The sequence below is a fragment of the Nonomuraea sp. NPDC050680 genome, from assembly GCF_040654555.1.
GTDB lineage: Bacteria > Actinomycetota > Actinomycetes > Streptosporangiales > Streptosporangiaceae > Nonomuraea.
The window spans coordinates 36,938-54,693 of record NZ_JBFAIF010000009.1 but is presented as its reverse complement, the minus strand read 5'-3'; the positions used below and the strand labels follow the sequence as shown (position 1 = coordinate 54,693).

Annotated in this window: 20 protein-coding genes; 7 read left to right on the top strand and 13 right to left on the bottom strand. The window is 70.2% G+C overall.

Going from position 1 to position 17,756, the window contains the following annotated elements; genetic code table 11:
• Nucleotides 1-4: 4 nt before the first annotated feature.
• The 5 genes from mshC to AB0H88_RS28065 all read right to left on the bottom strand — a co-directional run bounded on the left by mshC (nucleotide 5) and on the right by AB0H88_RS28065 (nucleotide 4,001).
• Entirely contained in the window at nucleotides 5-1,228 is a 1,224-nt protein-coding gene (gene mshC / locus AB0H88_RS28085) for a cysteine--1-D-myo-inosityl 2-amino-2-deoxy-alpha-D-glucopyranoside ligase (protein ID WP_357649457.1), read from the bottom strand.
• A complete protein-coding gene (locus AB0H88_RS28080; RefSeq protein ID WP_357649455.1) occupies nucleotides 1,225-1,890 on the bottom strand; it encodes an NRDE family protein in 666 nt (221 codons plus the stop codon). Before AB0H88_RS28080 ends, mshC begins: the two co-directional genes overlap by 4 nt.
• Nucleotides 1,891-1,995: 105 nt before the next feature.
• Nucleotides 1,996-2,760 carry an SCO1664 family protein gene (locus tag AB0H88_RS28075; protein WP_357649453.1) on the bottom strand — a complete coding sequence of 255 codons (765 nt, stop codon included), beginning with the start codon at nucleotides 2,758-2,760 and terminating at the stop codon, nucleotides 1,996-1,998.
• Nucleotides 2,757-3,305 (bottom strand): DUF3090 domain-containing protein, encoded by a 549-nt coding sequence (locus AB0H88_RS28070; RefSeq protein ID WP_219528509.1) that lies wholly within the window; start codon nucleotides 3,303-3,305, stop codon nucleotides 2,757-2,759. The genes AB0H88_RS28075 and AB0H88_RS28070 overlap by 4 nt, the downstream gene beginning before the upstream one ends.
• Nucleotides 3,306-3,314: 9 nt before the next feature.
• Entirely contained in the window at nucleotides 3,315-4,001 is a 687-nt protein-coding gene (locus AB0H88_RS28065) for an MSMEG_4193 family putative phosphomutase (RefSeq protein WP_357649450.1), read from the bottom strand.
• A 64-nt stretch (nucleotides 4,002-4,065) separates the two neighbouring features.
• Between AB0H88_RS28065 and AB0H88_RS28060 the strand changes: the two genes are divergently transcribed.
• From AB0H88_RS28060 to AB0H88_RS28050, 3 genes are all read left to right on the top strand, one after another.
• Nucleotides 4,066-5,013 carry an aldo/keto reductase gene (locus tag AB0H88_RS28060; protein ID WP_357649448.1) on the top strand — a complete coding sequence of 316 codons (948 nt, stop codon included), beginning with the start codon at nucleotides 4,066-4,068 and terminating at the stop codon, nucleotides 5,011-5,013.
• A 127-nt stretch (nucleotides 5,014-5,140) separates the two neighbouring features.
• Complete coding sequence (locus AB0H88_RS28055) at nucleotides 5,141-5,986, top strand: hypothetical protein (RefSeq protein WP_357649446.1); 846 nt, start codon at nucleotides 5,141-5,143, stop codon at nucleotides 5,984-5,986.
• A 132-nt stretch (nucleotides 5,987-6,118) separates the two neighbouring features.
• Nucleotides 6,119-7,294: a pyridoxal phosphate-dependent aminotransferase gene (locus AB0H88_RS28050; protein ID WP_357649443.1), complete on the top strand. Its 1,176-nt coding sequence runs from the start codon at nucleotides 6,119-6,121 to the stop codon at nucleotides 7,292-7,294.
• A 138-nt stretch (nucleotides 7,295-7,432) separates the two neighbouring features.
• Here AB0H88_RS28050 and fabI read toward each other — a convergent pair whose 3' ends face one another.
• Both fabI and fabG read right to left on the bottom strand, forming a co-directional pair.
• On the bottom strand, nucleotides 7,433-8,197 hold the full coding sequence (fabI, locus tag AB0H88_RS28045; protein WP_357649441.1) for an enoyl-ACP reductase FabI: 765 nt from the start codon (nucleotides 8,195-8,197) through the stop codon (nucleotides 7,433-7,435).
• Between the two features lies 1 nt (nucleotide 8,198).
• Nucleotides 8,199-8,894: a 3-oxoacyl-ACP reductase FabG gene (gene fabG / locus AB0H88_RS28040; RefSeq protein WP_357649439.1), complete on the bottom strand. Its 696-nt coding sequence runs from the start codon at nucleotides 8,892-8,894 to the stop codon at nucleotides 8,199-8,201.
• Between the two features lie 77 nt (nucleotides 8,895-8,971).
• Here fabG and AB0H88_RS28035 point away from each other — a divergent pair, with 77 nt between their 5' ends.
• The gene (locus tag AB0H88_RS28035) at nucleotides 8,972-10,465 is read left to right on the top strand and encodes a TldD/PmbA family protein (protein ID WP_357649436.1); all 1,494 of its coding nucleotides are present in this window, start codon (nucleotides 8,972-8,974) and stop codon (nucleotides 10,463-10,465) included.
• Nucleotides 10,466-10,524: 59 nt separating this feature from the next.
• The gene (locus AB0H88_RS28030) at nucleotides 10,525-11,880 is read left to right on the top strand and encodes a metallopeptidase TldD-related protein (protein WP_357649986.1); all 1,356 of its coding nucleotides are present in this window, start codon (nucleotides 10,525-10,527) and stop codon (nucleotides 11,878-11,880) included.
• A 109-nt stretch (nucleotides 11,881-11,989) separates the two neighbouring features.
• Here the strand turns inward: AB0H88_RS28030 and AB0H88_RS28025 are convergent, their stop codons facing one another.
• Nucleotides 11,990-12,202 (bottom strand): dodecin, encoded by a 213-nt coding sequence (locus AB0H88_RS28025; RefSeq protein ID WP_357649434.1) that lies wholly within the window; start codon nucleotides 12,200-12,202, stop codon nucleotides 11,990-11,992.
• A gap of 159 nt (nucleotides 12,203-12,361) precedes the next feature.
• Between AB0H88_RS28025 and AB0H88_RS28020 the strand changes: the two genes are divergently transcribed.
• Nucleotides 12,362-12,676, top strand: a complete 315-nt coding sequence (locus AB0H88_RS28020; RefSeq protein WP_357649431.1) for a DUF3099 domain-containing protein — start codon at nucleotides 12,362-12,364, stop codon at nucleotides 12,674-12,676.
• 314 nt (nucleotides 12,677-12,990) lie between these two features.
• On the opposite strand, the gene AB0H88_RS28015 is transcribed toward AB0H88_RS28020, so the two are convergent.
• The 3 genes from AB0H88_RS28015 to AB0H88_RS28005 form a co-directional block, all read right to left on the bottom strand.
• Nucleotides 12,991-13,809 (bottom strand): NTP transferase domain-containing protein, encoded by an 819-nt coding sequence (locus AB0H88_RS28015; RefSeq protein WP_357649429.1) that lies wholly within the window; start codon nucleotides 13,807-13,809, stop codon nucleotides 12,991-12,993.
• A 23-nt stretch (nucleotides 13,810-13,832) separates the two neighbouring features.
• The gene (moaA, locus tag AB0H88_RS28010; protein ID WP_357649427.1) at nucleotides 13,833-14,822 is read right to left on the bottom strand and encodes a GTP 3',8-cyclase MoaA; all 990 of its coding nucleotides are present in this window, start codon (nucleotides 14,820-14,822) and stop codon (nucleotides 13,833-13,835) included.
• 96 nt (nucleotides 14,823-14,918) lie between these two features.
• A complete protein-coding gene (locus AB0H88_RS28005; protein WP_357649425.1) occupies nucleotides 14,919-15,698 on the bottom strand; it encodes an aminoglycoside phosphotransferase family protein in 780 nt (259 codons plus the stop codon).
• A 127-nt stretch (nucleotides 15,699-15,825) separates the two neighbouring features.
• Here AB0H88_RS28005 and AB0H88_RS28000 point away from each other — a divergent pair, with 127 nt between their 5' ends.
• Nucleotides 15,826-16,074, top strand: coding sequence for an Atu4866 domain-containing protein (locus AB0H88_RS28000; protein WP_357649423.1), 249 nt, complete (start codon nucleotides 15,826-15,828; stop codon nucleotides 16,072-16,074).
• Here the strand turns inward: AB0H88_RS28000 and AB0H88_RS27995 are convergent.
• Nucleotides 16,030-16,509, bottom strand: a complete 480-nt coding sequence (locus tag AB0H88_RS27995; protein ID WP_357649421.1) for a hypothetical protein — start codon at nucleotides 16,507-16,509, stop codon at nucleotides 16,030-16,032. The two genes, AB0H88_RS28000 and AB0H88_RS27995, sit on opposite strands and share 45 nt — an antisense overlap.
• Nucleotides 16,510-16,656: 147 nt before the next feature.
• Complete coding sequence (locus AB0H88_RS27990) at nucleotides 16,657-17,712, bottom strand: hypothetical protein (RefSeq protein WP_357649419.1); 1,056 nt, start codon at nucleotides 17,710-17,712, stop codon at nucleotides 16,657-16,659.
• Between the last annotated feature and the right edge of the window lie 44 nt (nucleotides 17,713-17,756).

Genomic DNA, 17,756 nt, shown 5'->3' with positions numbered 1-17,756 from the left:
ACGTCTAGAGCGCGACGCCCAGCAGGGCGTCGGTCAGGTCGCGGACCAGGGGGGCCGCCGCCGGGTCCGCGCCGCCCTCGGACAGGGCCCGTTCGGCCCAGGCGTCGACGGCGGCCAGCGCGCCCGGGGTGTCGAGGTCGTCGGCGAGCCGTTCGCGCACCTCGGCCAGCAACCGGCCCGCCTCGGGCGCGGTGGCGAGCCCGGCCGCCGAGCGCCACGTGGCCAGCCGGGCCTCGGCCGCGGCGAGCTGGTCCGGGACGTACTCCCAGTCCTCGCGGTAGTGGTGGGCGAGCAGCACGAGCCGGATCGCCATCGGGTCGTGCCGGCCGCGCAGCTTGGAGACGAAGACGAGGTTGCCCTTGGACTTCGACATCTTCTCGCCGTTGAGCGCCACCATCCCGGCGTGGGTGTAGAACTTGGCGAACGGCCACTCCCCGGTGGCCGCGTGCCCCTCGGAGGCGCCGCACTCGTGGTGGGGGAAGATCAGGTCGGTGCCGCCGCCCGCGACGTCGTAGCCGGCGCCCAGGTTGTCGAGGGCGATCGAGGTGCACTCGATGTGCCAGCCGGGCCGGCCGCGGCCGAGCGTCGACTCCCATGACGGCTCGCCGGGCCGCTCGGCCCGCCACAGCAGCCAGTCGAGCGGGTGGCGCTTGCCGGGCCGGTCGGGGTCGCCGCCGCGCTCGGCGAACAGCTCGACCATCAGCTCCTCGCTGTAGCCGGACACCTGCCCGAACTTGGGCGCGTCCGCCACGCTGAAGTAGACGTCGCCGTCGAGGTCGTACGTGACGCCTTTGGCCGCCAGCGTGGCGATCAGCTCGGCCACCCGGCCGACGACCTCGGTCACGCCGACGTACTCGCGCGGCGGCACGATGCGCAGCGCCTCCATGTCGGTGCGGAACAGCTCGATCTCCCGCTCGGCCAGGTCCTGCCAGCTGACACCGGTCTGCTGGGCCCGCTCCAGGAGCGGGTCGTCGACGTCGGTGGCGTTCTGGGTGTAGTGGACCTCGTGGCCCGCGTCACGCCACACCCTGCCGACCATGTCGAAGGCCAGGTAGGTGTTGGCGTGGCCCAGGTGGGTGGCGTCGTAGGGGGTGATGCCGCAGACGTACATGCGGGCGGTCGGACCCGGGTCGCTCTGCCGGACCTGCCCGGCCGCCGTGTCGTAGAGCCGCAGTGGGACGCTCTCACCGGGAAGCGCGGGAATGGCGGGGGCAGACCACGATCTCATGCCTTTGAGCCTATCCGTCCAGAATCAGCGGTCAGGTCCGTGAACTCGTACGTCACACCCTCCGCCGCCAGCGTGACCAGGGTCACCGACAGCGAGGCGAAGACGCGGCCGTCGGGCAGCTCGTGCCGGATGATCAGGGCCGCCGGGTCGGCCGAAGGGGCGGCGGCGATGAGCTCGCGCCAGTCGGCGGCGCCCTCGAAGCGCGGCCGGAAGGCGGCCACCCGTTCGTGTTCCGGGTTGAGACCGGTGTTGACGATCATGCTGGTGCCGTCGGGCACCTCGGAGGTGCTGAGCCGTTCCCCGTCCCAGCTGAACAGCCGCACCCGCGTCAGGTCGGCGAGCAGCAGATGGAAGGGGTCGTAGTGGGTCAGGTCGACATCGGGCAGGTCGTTCGCCGCGACGGCGAGGAGCGGCAGGTCGCCGCGGGAGATCTTGGTGGCCTCGGCCGCGGGCCGGCCGTGTCCGTTGAGGAGGGCGGCGGCGCGGCGCTTGTCGGGGTCGACGGCCAGCCAGGTGCCGCCCGCCTTGAGGTCGCGCCCGCCCAGCACGCCGGGGTGTTCGGGCCAGTGCTCTCCCGGCCCTTCCCAGGGCCGGTCGGCGAACTCGTCTCGCACGCCCATCAGCGTCAGGGGCTGACCCGTCTTCACGATCACCGTGCACATAGGGCAAAGCGTAGTAAACGGTTTTCCATGGGCGGCCACGGGATGGCCGGTTGACGTGGTCGGTCTACATGGGCGGCCACGGGATGGCCGGTTGACGTGGTCGATCTACATGGGCGGCCACGGGATGGCCGGCCACTCGCGGGAGGGGTAGGGGTGCAGGCCGGTTTCGAGCAGCCGCCTGATCCGGGCCCAGGTCGCCTCGACCTCGGCGAGCGTGAGCAGCTCGCGCAGCCTGCGGCCGAGCTGACCCGACTCGATGTCGCGCTCCAGCTTGGTGAGCGTGGCCACGGCATCGCGGGCCAGCGGCTTGCCCCGCCACTGCCAGAGCACGGTGCGCAGTTTGTCCTCGGCGGAGAAGCAGACGCCGTGGTCGACCCCGTAGACGTGGCCGGTGGGCAGCGGTAGCAGGTGGCCGCCCTTGCGGTCGGCGTTGTTGACCACCGCGTCGAACACCGCCATCCGGCGCACCACCGGGTTGCGGCTGCGTACGAGGCGCATGAGGTCGACCTCACGCTCGGTGTCGATCCAGAGCTGGCACATGCCGGGACCGAACGGGCCCTCCCGGAGGACGGTCGGCGGCACGATCTGCCAGCCGGTCGCCTGGGAGACCTCGAACGCCGCGACCTCGCGGGCGGCCAGCGTGCCGTCGGGGAAGTCCCAGAGCGGGCGCTCGCCGCGTACGGGCTTGTAGACGCAGGCGGCGGTGCGCGTGCCGAGCGTGATCGAGCAGTAGAGCGTCATGTTGGTCGCCTCGACGAGGCGGCCCGCGACTTCCAGGCTGCCGTCGCGAAGCAGCTTCAGCGCCTCCTCGTCCTCCATGGGCGACGGGTGCGACGGCCGGGTGGCCGGTTCGCTCTCCGGAGCGCTCATGATGTCGCCTCACCCCCGCGATAGCCGTTGAGGCGGACGCAGACATGTCCCTCGGGGTCGAGTGGCTGCCCGCAAAGGGGACAGGCCGGTCGGCCCGCAGCGACGAGCTGGAGCGCCCGCTGGGTGAACGCACGGGCGACCCCGGCGCTGATCCGCACCCGCAGCATGGCGGGCTCGGGTGCTTCGACGGCTTCCTCGTCGATGATCTCCTGCGCTTCGATCACCACCTGTGAAGTATCGGGATCCCAGGCCAGTGCCATGGTGCCGACCCTGAAGTCCTCAGTGACAGGCACCTCTAGGGGCTTGTCGTCGGTCAGGTCGGCGGGCGCCATGGCGGGCACGTGCGCGGTGCCCCCGCTGCGGCGCAGCACCTCGTCGAGCAGCTCGTCCAGCCTGCCCGCGAGCGCCGCCACCTGCAGCTTCTCCAGCGCTACCGTGGTCAGTCTGCCCTCGGCTCTGGCCTGCAGAAAGAAGGCTCGCGCGCCCGGTTGCCCCAAGGCACCGGCCACGAACCTCTCTGGTGGGTCGTAGTCGAAGACCGGCATAGCCTGACCTTACGTGGTTCCGGGTCCACCGCCGACGGCGGCATCGCTCCCGGAGAGTTTTTCTCCCCCGTCTTTCTCCTCCGAATCCTCGGGAAGCTGCAATTCCCCCATATCGTTAAGCCTGAGAACAAAGGGGCGCAAGGGGGCATAGCGAATGACGGTGAGAGCTCCGGGATCCGCAGTTATCCGCTGAAAGTGATCCAGGTGGAGCCCCAGCGCGTCGGCGACGATGGCCTTGATCACGTCTCCGTGGCTGCAGACCAGGTAGACTCCTTTCTCCCCCAGGCGTTGATTCCACTCCCGTACGGCGGCCACGGCCCGATGTTGCATTTCCGTCAAGGCCTCCCCTTCCGGAAATGTCACCGCACTGGGATGCGCCTGCACCACCTGCCACAACGGCTCCTTCGCCAGCTCCTTGAGCGGCCGCCCGGTCCACGCTCCGTAACCGCACTCCACGAACCGCTCATCGGTCTGTAGGGGCATGCCGTGCCCCTCGGCGACGGCCAGCGCCGTCTCCTGGCAGCGTTCGAGCGGGCTGGAGACGATGGCGTCGAGCCGGACGCCGGCGATGCGCCCGGCCAGCGCCGCGGCCTGCGCCCGGCCCGCCTCGCTCAGATGCACTCCGGGAGTGCGGCCGGCCAGCACCGGCCCGGTGAGTGCGGTAAGCCCGTGGCGGGCGAGAAGGAGGGTGGTCACCGACCAAGTGTCGCAGGCGTGGATCACGGCGTTTGACGCACCCGGGCGGTAACCTGGCGGGATCATGGAGCAGCGCTATGTCGGCCGGAGCGGCCTGTCGGTGTCCCGTCTGGGGCTCGGCACGATGACCTGGGGGCGTGACACCAGCGCCGACGACGCGGCGGCGCAGCTGCGCACCTTCATGAGCGCGGGCGGCACCCTGGTCGACACGGCCGACGTCTACACCGGCGGCGACGCCGAACGCCTGCTCGGCCGGCTGCTGCGCGACTCGGTGCCGCGCTCCGAGCTGGTGATCTCGACCAAGGCGGTGGTGACGCCGTCGGGCCGCCGGCCGCGCGACGCCTCCAGGCGCCATCTGATCGCCGCGGTCGACGACTCACTCAACCGCCTGGGCCTCGACTACATCGACCTCTGGCAGCTGCACACCTACGACGCCGAGGTGCCGCTGGAGGAGACGATGGCGGCGCTCGACGCGATCGTCTCCTCGGGCCGGGCCGTCTACGCGGGCGTCTGCGACTACGCCGGCTGGCAGCTGGCCGCCGCCGCGGTCATGCAGCGGTCGATCCCGGGCCGCATCCCGATCACCTCCGCCCAGGCCGAATACTCCCTGCTGGCCCGCGAGCCGGAGCGCGAGCTGCTGCCCGCCGCCGAGCACGTGGGCGCGGGCGTGCTGGCCTGGTCGCCGCTCGGCAGGGGGGTTCTGACGGGGAAGTACCGGACGGGCATCCCGGCCGATTCGCGGGCCGCTACGCCGCATTTCGCCGATTTTGTCCGCCCTTATCTCGACGAACGCAGCCGACGTGTGGTCGAATCCGTGATGACCGCGGCCGACGGGCTCGGGGTCTCGCCGTTGGCGGTGGCGCTCTCATGGGTACGCGACCAGCCGGGCGTGTCCTCCGCTATCGTCGGTGCCCGTACGCACGCTCAGCTCGCCGGCGCACTGACCGCCGAGGACGTGGTGTTGCCGCGAGAGATACGTGAGGCCCTGGATGACGTGTCGTCGCTCGACTGAGAGCGAACGAGAGTCATGCTCGCGTGTCACGCGTCGATACCGAATCGCAACTTTAGCCGGAAAACGCCTGCGACACACCGCCGATGTCCATAAAGATTTCCTCCGTAAGCGACGCAGGAGGGGACGGATGGGCAGCAGGACCGCGATCTCGGCTGGAGCTCTCGCGCTGGCGCTGGCCGCGATCCCGGTCGTCTCCTCACCCGCGCTGGCCGAGGCGGCCGACTGCAAGCGCGGCGACGGGCTGCTGTCCGGAGTGACGAACGGCCTGTGCGACGTCGTGGAGGCGGTCACCGGCACGGTCGACAGCCTCACGGGCGACACGCTCAAACCCGTGACGAAGAAGGTCGACGGCACCGCGGACGATCTCCTGGGCACGGTGGGCGACGCGGTCCCGACGGCGATCCCCACCAGGTCGGGGCAGCCCCAGCCGACTCCGTCGGATCAGGACCTGCTGCCCAACACCTTCAGCGAGGTCTGCCTCCCGGTGCTGGCCTGTGAGCATGACGGCCAGCCGCGCGACAAGGACCCGGAGCACGTCCTGGAGACCCCGGATCCCCACGACTCCGCCAAGCCCACTCCCTCGGCGAAGCCGAACAAGCGGGAGAAGAAGGAGTCGACGACGACCCTTCCGACGGACGGCCCGACGCCGCCCGAGACCGAGCCCCACCAACTGGACACGACCGCCAACCCGATCAAGATCCAGACCGCCGACACGGACGTGCCACGCATCGATCTCCTGTGGCCCAACCCCTTCGCCCAGGACCTCACCGCTCCCCTGCGCGACCAGCCGATCATCCGCCCGTCGAAACCCGCCTCGGACGTCCTGGGCACCTCCTTGACGATCGCCCTGCTGGCCTCGGCGATCCTGGCGACCCGCATCGTCCAGCAGCGCCGCCAGCGCACGGAGCAGCCGGACTCGATCCCCTTCGAACCGGCCAGAGCGAACAACGGCCGCCGCCACCGCCTGGCTTAGCGCCCCGCTCAACAGCCGAGAGCGCGAGGGAAGGTAAGGGACGCTTCCCCCCAAACTACGCCTAAGCTTCCTTCTCATGACTCTGAGTGGCCGAAGGGGCGAAACCGCGTGACCAGCACCGTAGATCGTGGCGTGAGAATCTCGCGACGCGCACAGGCGGTCGCGCCGTTCTTCGCGATGGAGTTCGGCAAGCATGCCGCGGCGCTGGAGTCCCAGGGACATCACGTCATCAAGCTCAGCATCGGCGAACCGGACTTCGGCGCGCCCCCAGCCGTGCTCGAGGCGATGCGCGAGGTCATGGACGGCCGGCCGATGCCCTACACGGCGGCACTCGGGCTGCCCCAGCTGAGGGAGGCGATCGCGCGGTTCTACCGCGGCGAGCACGGCGTCGAGGTCGACCCCTCCCGCGTCGTCGTGACCGCGGGAGCCTCGGCCGCCTTGGTGCTGGCCACCGCGGCACTCGTCGACACCGGCGACGAGGTGCTGATCGCGGACCCGTCGTACCCCTGCAACCGGCAGATCGTCGAAAGCTTCGGCGCCCAGGTCACGCTCATCCCCACCACCGCCGAGACCCGCTTCCAACTGGACGCGGCATCGGTGAGGTCGAACTGGACGGACAGGACTCGCGGGATCATGATCGCCACCCCGTCGAACCCGACGGGCACCTCGGTTCCGGCCGACGAACTGGCGGCGATCTGCGAACTCGCCCGTGAGCGTGACGCGTGGCGCCTGGTCGACGAGATCTACCTCAACCTGAGCGACCACGACGACCAGGGCCGGCCACCGCGGAGCGTATTGTCCTTCGATCCCGACGCCATCGTCATCAACAGCTTCTCGAAGTACTTCGGCATGACCGGCTGGCGACTCGGCTGGTGCGTCGTACCGGAGATCCTCGTGCCGGCGATGGAACGCCTGGCCCAGAACTACTTCCTCTGCGCGTCCGCTCCCGCCCAGCATGCCGCTCTGGCCTGCTTCACCCCCGAGTCCCTGGCGGTCTGCGAGGCACGCCGCGTCGAGTTCGCCGAGCGGCGCGCGCTCGTCCTCGACGGGCTGGCGCGGATCGGGCTGCCGGTTCCCGTCCCGCCCGACGGCGCTTTCTACGTGTACTTCGACGTCGGCCGCACCGGACTCACCTCCTGGCAGTTCTGCGAGCGAGCGCTGCGGGAGGCACACGTCGCCCTCACTCCGGGCAGAGACTTCGGCGTCCACACCGCGGAGACACATGTCCGGCTCTCGTACGCGGCGCCGACGGACGACCTTCGCGAGGGACTCGCCCGGCTCGGGAAGTTCGTGGCCACCCTTCGATGAGCCGCGCGGCGGCCTTGCCCGGCTGGGGAGCAACGCCCCGCCCGCCGTCCCTGCCAGGGCCTCACCAAGACAAGGAGGGCGACGCCTACGCGGCGTCGCCCAACGTATTAGCCCGTTCAGCCGGTCAGGCCGTTCGGCTCACGCGCCGATCGCGTGGGCGCCGCCGTCCACGTGGACGATCTCGCCGGTGGTGGCCGGGAACCAGTCGGACATCAGCGCGACGCACGCCTTGGCGGCGGGGACCGTGTCGGACAGGTCCCAGCCCAGCGGGGCGCGCTCCGGCCAGCTGTCCTCGAACTCCTTGAAGCCCGGGATCGACTTGGCCGCCATCGTGCGCAGCGGCCCGGCGGCGACGAGGTTGACGCGGATGTTGTGCTTGGCCAGGTCGCGGGCGAGATAGCGGTTGCACGACTCCAGGCCCGCCTTGGCGACGCCCATCCAGTCGTAGACCGGCCACGCCTTGCTCGCGTCGAAGTCGAGACCGACGACCGCGCCGCCCTCCTTCATCAGCGGCAGGCAGGCCACGGCCAGCGACTTGTAGGAGTAGGTCGAGATGTGCATGGCCGTGGCGACGTCCTCCCAGGTGGTGTTGAGGAAGTTGCCGCCCAGGGCGCTCTGCGGGGCGAAGGCGATGGAGTGGACGACGCCGTCGAGGCCGTCGACGTGCTCGCCGATCCGGTCGGCCAGCGTGTCGAGGTGCTCGTTGTTCTGGACGTCGAGCTCGATCACCGGCGGCGTCTCGGGCAGCCGCTTGGCGATGCGCTCGACCAGGCTCATCCGGCCGAACCCGGTGAGCACCAGGGTGGCGCCCTCCTGCTGGGCCAGCTTGGCCACCGAGAAGGCGATCGACGCGTCGGTGAGCACGCCGCTCACCAGGATCCGCTTGCCTTGGAGAATTCCCACGTCAGTGCCCCATTCCGAGTCCGCCGTCGACCGGTATCACGGCCCCGGTGATGTAAGAGGCGTCGTCGCTGGCCAGGAAGCGGACGACGCGCGCGACCTCGCTGGGCGACGCCTGGCGCCCGAGCGGGATGTTCTTGGTGATGGCCTCGACGTCGAGGTCGGCCGTCATGTCGGTGGCGACGAAACCGGGCGAGACCACGTTGACGGTGATGCCGCGCGAGCCGTACTCGCGCGCCATGGACCGGCCGAAGCCGATGAGGCCCGCCTTGGAGGCGGCGTAGTTGGTCTGGCCGGCCGAGCCGGACAGGCCGACGACGGAGGAGACGAGGATGACGCGGCCGCGCTTGAGCTTCATCATGGGCCTGATGGCCCGCTTGGCCACGCGATAGGCACCGGTCAGGTTGGCGTCGATGACGTCGGTGAAGGTCTCCTCCTTCATCATCGCCAGCAGCGTGTCCTTGGTGACGCCGGCGTTGGCGACGAGCACCTCGACCGGGCCCTGCTCGGCCTCTACCTTGTCGAAGGCGGCTTCCACGTCGGACATGCTGGTCACGTCGCACTTGACGCCGAACAGCCCCTCCGGCGGCTCCCCCGATCGATAGGTGACCGCGACGGCGTCGCCGGTCGCGGCTAGTTCACGGGCGATCGCGAGGCCGATGCCGCGATTGCCTCCGGTGACGAGTACAGAGCGTGCCATGACACCTGACGCTATCTCCTACCGGCGGGTATCCACTTGTCCGGGGGATACAAGATCGCAGGGTTAGGATCGTGGACATGCGCCAGATCGATTCCGATTTCCTGGAGCTGCCGATGCGGCAGCTGGCGGACGCCGCCCTGCAACGCGCTCGTGACCTGGGCGCCGAGCATGCCGACTTCCGGTTGGAACGCGTGAGAGCCGAGTCGCTCAGCCTCTACGACGCCCGGCTCGAAGGAGCCATGGACGCCGACGACCTCGGCTACGCGGTCCGCGTCGTCAAGGGCGGCACCTGGGGCTTCGCCGCAGGCATCCATCTCACGCCCGAGGCGGCCGCGAAGGTGGCCGAGCAGGCCATCCGGGTGGCCGAGGTGAGCGCCCCCATCAACCGGGAGCCCATCGAGCTGGCCCCCGAGCCGGTCCACTCCGAGGTGGTGTGGGTCTCCGCCTACGACGTCGACCCGTTCGAGGTGCCCTCGGCGGAGAAGGTGGCGCTGCTGGCCGACTGGTCGGCGGGGCTGCTCAAGGGCGCCGACCACGTCTCGGCCCGGCTGCTCCAGGTCAAGGAGCAGAAGTTCTACGCCGACACGGCGGGCACGGTCACCACGCAGCAGCGGGTACGCGTGCATCCCAAGCTCAACGCGATGAAGGCGGCCAACGGCGGCTTCGACGACATGTCGACGATCGCGCCTCCGGTCGGCCGCGGCTACGAATACCTGACGGGCACCGGCTGGGACTGGGCCGATGAGCTGGCCCAGCTGCCCGGGCTGCTGGCGGAGAAGCTGGCGGCGCCCTCGGTGGAGGCGGGCGACCACGACCTGGTGATCGACCCGTCCAATCTGTGGCTGACCATCCACGAGTCGATCGGGCACGCCACCGAGCTCGACCGGGCGCTCGGCTACGAGGCCGCCTACGCGGGCACCAGCTTCGCCACCTTCGACCAGCTCAACGAGCTCGTCTACGGCTCCCCGGTGATGAACGTGACCGGCGACAGGACCGTCACGCACGGCCTGGCCACGATCGGCTTCGACGACGAGGGCGTGCAGGGGCAGAGCTTCGACATCGTCAGGGACGGCATCCTGGTCGGCTACCAGCTCGACCGGCGGATGGCGCTGATGAAGGGGTTCGGGCAGTCCAACGGGTGCGCGTTCGCCGACTCGCCGGGGCACATGCCGATCCAGCGGATGGCCAACGTCTCGCTGGCCGCCGCGCCTGACGGGCCGTCGACCGAGGAACTCATCTCGCGGGTCGAGCGGGGCCTCTACATCGTCGGCGACAAGAGCTGGTCGATCGACATGCAGCGCTACAACTTCCAGTTCACCGGGCAGCGGGCCTACCGGATCTCGCACGGCCGGCTGGCCGGGCAGGTGCGCGACTTCGCCTACCAGGCGACCACGACGGACTTCTGGCAGTCGATGGAGGCCGTCGGCGGGCCGCAGACGTACGTGCTGGGCGGCGCCTTCAACTGCGGCAAGGGTCAGCCGGGCCAGGTCGCGCCGGTCAGCCACGGCTGCCCGTCCGGCCTGTTCAGGAACGTACGGATCCTCAACACCGTGCAGGAGGGTGGAAAGTGAGCGAGCACCGATCCGCGGCGGGCCATACCGGCCTGCCCGTCCAGATCTCCCCGCAGGACATGGTGGAGAAGGCTCTGGAGCTGTCCACCACCGACGGCTGCGTCGTGCTCGTGGACGAGGCTTCCACGGCCAACCTGCGGTTCGCGGGCAACACGCTCACGACCAACGGCGTGGCCCGCTCCGCCCGGCTGACCGTGATCTCGATCGCGGGCCAGGGCGTGGGCGTGGTCTCCCGCGCCGCCGTACGACCGGATCAGCTCGCCGACGTGGTGGCCGCGGCCGACCGGGCGGCGCGCGAGGCGCAGCCGGCCGAGGACGCGCGGCCGCTGGTCGAGGGCCTGCCGGCGAGCGCCTCGTGGGCGGAGCCGGTGACCCCGACCGACATCGGGGTGTTCGAACGGTTCGCGCCCGCGCTCGGCGACGCGTTCGCCGCCGCGCAGGCGGGTGGCAGGAGGCTGTACGGCTTCGCCGAGCACTCGCTGACCTCGACGTTCCTCGGCACCTCCAGCGGGCTGCGGCTGCGCCACGACCAGCCGTCCGGGCGGCTGGAGCTCAACGCCAAGTCAGCCGACCTGAAGCGCTCGGCCTGGACGGGCGTGGGCACGCGCGACTTCTCCGACGTCGATGTGGCGGCGCTCGACGCGTCACTGGCGCAACGGCTCGAATGGGCCAAGACCCGGGTGGACCTGCCCGCGGGCCGCTACGAGACCCTGCTGCCGCCGAGCGCGGTGGCCGACCTGATGATCTACGCGTACTGGTCCGCGGGCGCCAGGGACGCGCTGGACGGCCGCTCGGTGTTCGCCAAGCCGGGTGGCGGCACCCGGGTCGGCGAGCGGCTGGCCACGCTGCCCTTGACGCTCGTCAGCGATCCGGCCGCCCCGGGCATCGAGTGTGCGCCGTTCGTGGTCGCCCACGCCTCCAGCCGCGAGAGCTCGATCTTCGACAACGGCGTGCCGCTGTCGGCGACCGAGTGGGTGCGGGACGGGCAGCTCACGGCCCTGCGGCAGACGCGTCTGTCGGCCGAGCTCAGCGGGCTGCCGGTCACGCCCTCGATCGACAACCTGATCGTGCGGGCCCCCGGCGACGGGCGCTCGCTGACGGAGATGATCGCCGACACCGAGAGCGGCCTGCTGCTCACCTGCCTGTGGTACATCCGCGAGGTCGATCCGCAGACGCTGCTGGTGACCGGGCTCACCCGCGACGGGGTCTACCTGGTCGAGCACGGCGAGGTCGTGGGCGAGGTGAACAACTTCCGGTTCAACGAGAGCCCGATCGACCTGCTGGGGCGGGTGTCGGAGGTGGGTTCCAGCGAGCAGACGCTGCCGCGCGAGTGGGGCGACTACTTCAGCCGTACCGTGATGCCCGCCATCAGGGTGCCGGACTTCAACATGTCCACGGTCAGCCAGGCGAGCTGACCCTTTCGCCGTAGCACGACGAGCGCGTCCGGGACTCACCCGGGCGCGCTCGTGGCCGCTTCAGCGGCGCTCGCATGCTTCTCGGGGCCATCAGGAGTCCTCGAGAGCGTCAGGAGTCCTCCAGGCGGAAGCCCACCTTCATGCCGACCTGGAAGTGCGCCACCTCGCCCGCGTCGATGTGCCCGCGGACCTCCGTCACCTCGAACCAGTCGAGGTGCCGCAGCGTCTCCGACGCGCGTCTGACCCCGTTGCGGATGGCCTGGTCGATGCTCTCCCCCGACGTGCCGACGATCTCGGTCACCCGGTACGTACGATCCGTCATCTCCACATCCTCATTACGCGAAGGCTCATTACGCGAAGGCTCCTCACACGAAGGCTCCTCACGCGAAGGCTTCTTACCCAAAGCCCATGATCGCATGACCGCTACCGCCGTCCCCGGCCGCTGTCGCGTGCGGCGCACCCGGGGTCTACCGTGGATGTCATGAAGGGGTGGCGCAAGAAGCAGGACGTCCACCAGGTCACCGACGCGAAACCGTCGCTGACCTCGGACATCCACCGGCGGGAGATCAGCTACCTCATCAAGATGGGGATCCGCACGCTGTGCCTGATCCTGGCCGTGGTCGTCCCGGTGCCCTGGCCGTACCGGCTGCTGTTCATCGCCGCGGCCGTCTTTTTGCCATACATAGCCGTAATCGGGGCCAATGAGAGGGGCAAGGATGCCCCTCCCCCTACCTTTCACACACCGGAAGCTAACCAAAGCGAGATACCAAGGCATCGACGCGAGATCGGGTCGTGACTAAGTCTTGACGCATCCCATGGGTTGTAGGTGTACGCTTTAGGCAAGCGCTCCGGTCCCCCGTCGGAGTGCTGGTGCCGGCGTTCCGGGCCCCCGTCGGAACGCCGATGAAGCGACGCCGGGTGGTTTGCCCCCGTAACCACCCGGCGTCGCCCTTTTCCTGGGGAAACTCTCACTCGGACGATCAGTCCAATGCCCCGGAACCCTGTTGGGTAGGGCCGCTTTCCCAAAATCGTTTACGCTCTGTGCCGCTCACTATTGTCGGAAAATTGGCAACTTTGAGCATGGCTTGACACCAACAGTTCGTTGGGGTGTCAACTCTCGGTCAGCGTCTCGGTCGTGGCCGCACCCCAGTTCTTGGCGAGCGCGGTAATCCGGGCGACGGCGTCCTCGGGCGCGGTGCCGGCGCCCTCGGCGAGCCCCAGCAGATAGGCGGTCAGCGGCGCGGCGGGCCTGGCGACGCCGTGCGCCACCTCCTTGGTCAGGTCCAGGATCAGGTCCCGGTCGACGCGGGCCGGGTCGATGCCCAGCTCCTGGCAGGCCAGGGCGGTCCACTCGTTCAGCACGTTCATGCGAGCCTCCTCTAGATCGTCCATTGTGTCGCAGTCGAACCACGGCCGGCCGGGCAGCGCGACGCGCGCGTGGACGAGCGGTCCGAGCAGCCCTCTCAGAGAGCGCCCGGTGTAGCCGTCCAGCGCTCGGCGCAGCGTCTCGGCAGGCCACAGGCTCAGCAACCACTGCTCCCGCCCGCCGTCGTCCACCGCCACGACCCCGCCACCGACGTGACCGGCACCCGTATCCGAGGCGCGGAGCAGCTCGGCGACGTGTCCGGCTCTGAGGTACGGGAGATCTCCGGCGAGCAGCACCACCCGGGGCGCCGTGACCTCGCGCAGCCCGGCCCGCAACGCCGGAACCGGCCCGCCGCCCGGCGGATCCTCCCGCGCGAACAGCGCCCCCGGCAGTGGGCGTTCGGGGCCGACCACGATCACCTTGCGGGCTCCGGAGACCGCAAGCACGACGCCCTCGATCATCGCCCGCGCCCCGACACTCAAGCCGGGCTTGTCCAGGCCGCCCAGCCGCCGCGCCTGTCCCCCGGCCAGGATGACCGCGTCGTACTCTCCGCCGATCGTCACGCCCCCACGGTAACGGCCCCTGGCTAGCCGCCGATCGCCGACATCGGGCGGGACGGCTGGAGGAAGGACGGGTCGTCGATGCCGTGCCCGGCGCGCTTGCGCGACACGGCGGCGATCCAGCGGGCGGCGAGTTCCTCGTCGGAGGCGCCGGCTCGCAAGGGTGTCTTCAGGTCGGACTCCTCGGTGGCGAACAGGCAGTTGCGGATCTGCCCGTCGGCGGTCAGCCGTACGCGGTCGCAGGCGCCGCAGAACGGGCGCGTCACCGACCCGATCACGCCCACCCGGGCAGGGCCGCCGTCCACCAGGAAGCGCTCGGCGGGGGCGCTGCCGCGATCCTCGAGATCGTCTGCCGTGAGGTCGAACGAGGCCGACAGCATCGCGAGGATCTCGTCGGCGGTCACCATGCCCTCGCGGCTCCAGCCGTGCTGGGCGTCGAGCGGCATCTGCTCGATGAAGCGCAGTTCGTAGCCCTGGTCGAGGCAGTAGCGCAGCAGCGGCACGGCCTCGTGGTCGTTGATGTCGCGCATCAGGACCGTGTTGACCTTGACGGGGCGCAGGCCCGCCTCGTGGGCGGCGCTGAGCCCGGCGATGACGTCGTCGAACCTGTCGCGGTGCGCGAGCCGCTTGAAGGTGTCGCGGTCGAGGGTGTCGAGTGAGACGTTCACCCGGTCGAGGCCGGCTTCGACGAGCACCCCGGCCAGCCGGGCCAGCCCGATGCCGTTGGTCGTCAGCGACACCTGCGGCCTGGGATCGAGCGCCACGGTGCGGCCGACGATGTCGGGCAGCTCGCGGCGCAGCAGCGGCTCGCCGCCGGTGTAGCGGACCTCGGTGATCCCCAGCCGTTCGACGCCGATCGTGACCAGCCTGACGATCTCGTCGGCCGTGAGGAGCTGGGCGTTGGGCAGCCAGTCGAGCCCTTCGGGCGGCATGCAGTAGGTGCAGCGCAGGTTGCACTTGTCCGTGAGGGACACCCGTAGATCCGTCGCCACCCGTCCGAACGAGTCTCGCAACATGGCGTCACCTCCAATCCGTCGCCAGAGCCCAGCCTATGTCGGCCTTCTGGCTGCTCCCAAACCCGACATCTCACCGGACGACAACGCGGTTCGCGATCAGGTGATTCCTCGCTGGGCGTTCCAGAACTCGGTGGCGTGTCGGGTGAGGTGTTCGATGTCGGTCAGGTAGAGGTCGGCGTGCCCGGCGGCCAGGTGGGCGGCGAACGCCTGATTCCCGGCCGCCGCCTGCCGCCGCATGTGATCGACCATCGCCCGCAGCCGCTCGGCCGCCACCTCGGGCAGGGCCGTACGCTCCTCGCTGGAGAGGCCATAGGCGTCGGTGAGCAGCCGGAGCCGCCTGGCCTGCTCGGTCACCGACCGCACGGCCTCGCCGTTGCCGACGGCCGACAGCGGGACGAACCGGTAGGCGGCGTAGGCGACGTCCCACAGGCGCGGCCCGGGATGGGCGGTGTCGAAGTCGATGAGCGCCACCGGCAGGCCGTCGCGGTAGACGCAGTTGTAGGGCGCGATGTCGCCGTGGCAGATGACCTCGGCCGGCTCGCGCGCCGGGAAGTACCACTCGGCGTCCTGTGCCGCCAAGCCGGTGGTGGCCTCGTGATAGGCCCGCATGAGTACGGCCAGCGCCTCCAGCGCGGCGTCACTCCAGGCGTAGGCGGGCACCGGGTAGTGCGCCACCTCGCCTGGGACGAAGTCGAGGATCTCCCGGCCGGCCTCGTCCAGCCCGTGCGCGCGGGGCGCCCCGTCGAACCCGGCCGCGGCGAGGTGATCCAGCAGACGGTGTACGGCCGGCGTCCAGGGACCGGTCGGCCGCCGGACGGTGTCTCCCACCCGGACGACCTCGTTGACCCCACCGCCCGCCAACGGCTCTTCGATCATCCGCGGGACTCTACGCCATGGCGGCGCTCGTTCCTTCGCCGGCCTGGGTGGCGCGCACCTAGGAACAGCGCTGCCTGTCACCGGACAGGGGCGGGCGGAGACTGACGACGCGACAGAGGGGGATCCGATGCCCAACGAGAACGTGGTCGGCATGTGGGTGACGGCCGACGGCCACATCCGGCAGGAGCTGCTGCCGGACGGGCGCTACGACGAGGCCCGCGGCGACCGGCGCAGCGCCTATACCGGCCGCTACACCGTGACGGGCGCCCATCTGGACCAGAAATGCCCGGCCCCCGTGCCGGGGACCGGGCATTTCTCGAGCCGCGTACGGTCAGTGGCGGCGGCCGACGACCTTCACCCAGTCGGTGGCCTGTGAGCCGTCGAGCCACTCGGCGCCCTCGAAGACCGCCTTCCAGGTGCCCGAGGTGTAGGCCGGGACGCGGGTGGAGAAGTAGCCGTCACGGCTGGTCCGGACCGACTCCACGTACTCCCACCGGCCGCTGCCGTCGGCCTTGAAGAGGATCGAGATCCGCTTCCAGCCGAGGCGGTGCCACGACTCCGACTCCTTGCAGTAGTCGGCGTGGTGGACGGACACGAAGCCGCTGATGTAGTCCTCTTCGCACTGCACCGACAGCTTGCCCTCGAGGTTGAGGGGCTTGCCGCGCCAGGCCGGTTCGGGGTTGGCGTCGAACTGCAGGGCGGTGTGACCACCGTCGGGCTCGGGTTCCGCCAGCGCCGGAGTGGCGGCGGTCGCCACGACCGTGGCGCCCAGAGCAGCCGCAGCCAGTCCGGCGGCGAGACGTCGCATCATGAATGAACTTCCTTCCCCGTGTGGAGAACGCGCCCCAAGGACAGAGCACGTCAACGCCATTGACGCGTTTGGGAAAGGAAAAGTTGCGAAAGCCCCGATCACAATCTTGCAACGACAATTCACCCGACAGGCTTTATAGCGCCGTTTTTAGGCGTTTATCCCGCTTTCATGGATTTTTGAGACCTTTGGGGCGTAATGGTCGGTTCCTAGGTAGCGGGCCCGCCAGTAGCCGCCGGTGCGGCCCCGCACCGTCCTGCCGAAGTCGCCCGTCTCGCCGGTGGTCGCGATCGCCACCCGCTCCCACGTGTCCTCGGCCTCCGCGCGCCACAGGATCTCCACCTGCTGGTCCGCGAACGGCGCGTAGTCCTCGTAACCGCGCGGGTCCACCCTGGTCAGGGAGCCGCGCAGCCGTACGGAGTCAGCGCCGCCCGCCTTCTCCGCCCGTACGGACGACATCTTGGTCTCCCGCTTGAGCTGGAACGTCTGGTTCCGCGTCACGCGCTGCCCGTCGTCGCCCGTCGCGGTGGCGGTGATCGTCCAGGTGCCCGACGGGTAGAAGCGGGTGAGGACCTTGTCGGGCATGAACCGCCAGGTCTGCCAGCCGTCCAGCATCCGCATCCCGACCGGCTCCGTCCGCCACGCCGGCATGAACGGCAGCGCGGGCTCCACGGTGATGGGCCGCGGCTGTGGCCGCCTGGCCGAGGCCCAGATGTCCGGGCCGAACCAGGCCGGCCACCCCTCTCCGACAGGCCGCGCCGCCGGGTCCACGGCCTGGGCGGGATCCACGACGGCCGCTCCGCCCGGAGCCCGCTTGACACCCCGAGCGGGCTGAACGCCCGCAGCGGCGACGCGCAAGGCGCTTCGGCGACCGGGCGCGAGCACCCCGGTGCCCGTGGAGGAGGCGGGAGGCGTACCGGGGACCGACGGTACGGCGCCGACGGGCGATCCGCCGGTGATGGGCGTCTGGCCCGTGGCGCCGGGCATGGAGCCGGGCTCCACCTTGATGGTCACCCCGTCCTTGCCGCTCACCCCCTTGGCGACCACGTCGATCACCAGGCGGACGGTGTTCCCGGCCCCGACGACGGGGCTTGCGGGCCTGAGGTTGATCTCACGAATGGCGAGCTCGGTCGCTGCGGAGGACGCCGGTATGGGCACCGCGAGGGCCCCCGCCGCGAGCGAGACGAGAAGAAGACTTCTGGTCATGATCGAGACGCTAGGAAGCATCTGGTAATGACCAGGACCACGAC

Coding starts and splice junctions, on each gene's coding strand:
- AB0H88_RS28035 (WP_357649436.1), top strand. CDS start 8,972: ATGCGCCAGATCGATTCCGATTTCCTGGAGCTGCCGATGCGGCAGCTG.
- AB0H88_RS28075 (WP_357649453.1), bottom strand. CDS start 2,760: ATGAGCGCTCCGGAGAGCGAACCGGCCACCCGGCCGTCGCACCCGTCG.
- mshC (WP_357649457.1), bottom strand. CDS start 1,228: ATGAGATCGTGGTCTGCCCCCGCCATTCCCGCGCTTCCCGGTGAGAGC.
- AB0H88_RS27995 (WP_357649421.1), bottom strand. CDS start 16,509: ATGATGCGACGTCTCGCCGCCGGACTGGCTGCGGCTGCTCTGGGCGCC.
- AB0H88_RS28080 (WP_357649455.1), bottom strand. CDS start 1,890: ATGTGCACGGTGATCGTGAAGACGGGTCAGCCCCTGACGCTGATGGGC.
- AB0H88_RS28060 (WP_357649448.1), top strand. CDS start 4,066: ATGGAGCAGCGCTATGTCGGCCGGAGCGGCCTGTCGGTGTCCCGTCTG.
- AB0H88_RS28005 (WP_357649425.1), bottom strand. CDS start 15,698: ATGATCGAAGAGCCGTTGGCGGGCGGTGGGGTCAACGAGGTCGTCCGG.
- moaA (WP_357649427.1), bottom strand. CDS start 14,822: ATGTTGCGAGACTCGTTCGGACGGGTGGCGACGGATCTACGGGTGTCC.
- AB0H88_RS27990 (WP_357649419.1), bottom strand. CDS start 17,712: ATGACCAGAAGTCTTCTTCTCGTCTCGCTCGCGGCGGGGGCCCTCGCG.
- AB0H88_RS28025 (WP_357649434.1), bottom strand. CDS start 12,202: ATGACGGATCGTACGTACCGGGTGACCGAGATCGTCGGCACGTCGGGG.
- AB0H88_RS28070 (WP_219528509.1), bottom strand. CDS start 3,305: ATGCCGGTCTTCGACTACGACCCACCAGAGAGGTTCGTGGCCGGTGCC.
- AB0H88_RS28030 (WP_357649986.1), top strand. CDS start 10,525: ATGGTGGAGAAGGCTCTGGAGCTGTCCACCACCGACGGCTGCGTCGTG.
- AB0H88_RS28000 (WP_357649423.1), top strand. CDS start 15,826: ATGCCCAACGAGAACGTGGTCGGCATGTGGGTGACGGCCGACGGCCAC.
- AB0H88_RS28055 (WP_357649446.1), top strand. CDS start 5,141: ATGGGCAGCAGGACCGCGATCTCGGCTGGAGCTCTCGCGCTGGCGCTG.
- AB0H88_RS28020 (WP_357649431.1), top strand. CDS start 12,362: ATGAAGGGGTGGCGCAAGAAGCAGGACGTCCACCAGGTCACCGACGCG.
- fabG (WP_357649439.1), bottom strand. CDS start 8,894: ATGGCACGCTCTGTACTCGTCACCGGAGGCAATCGCGGCATCGGCCTC.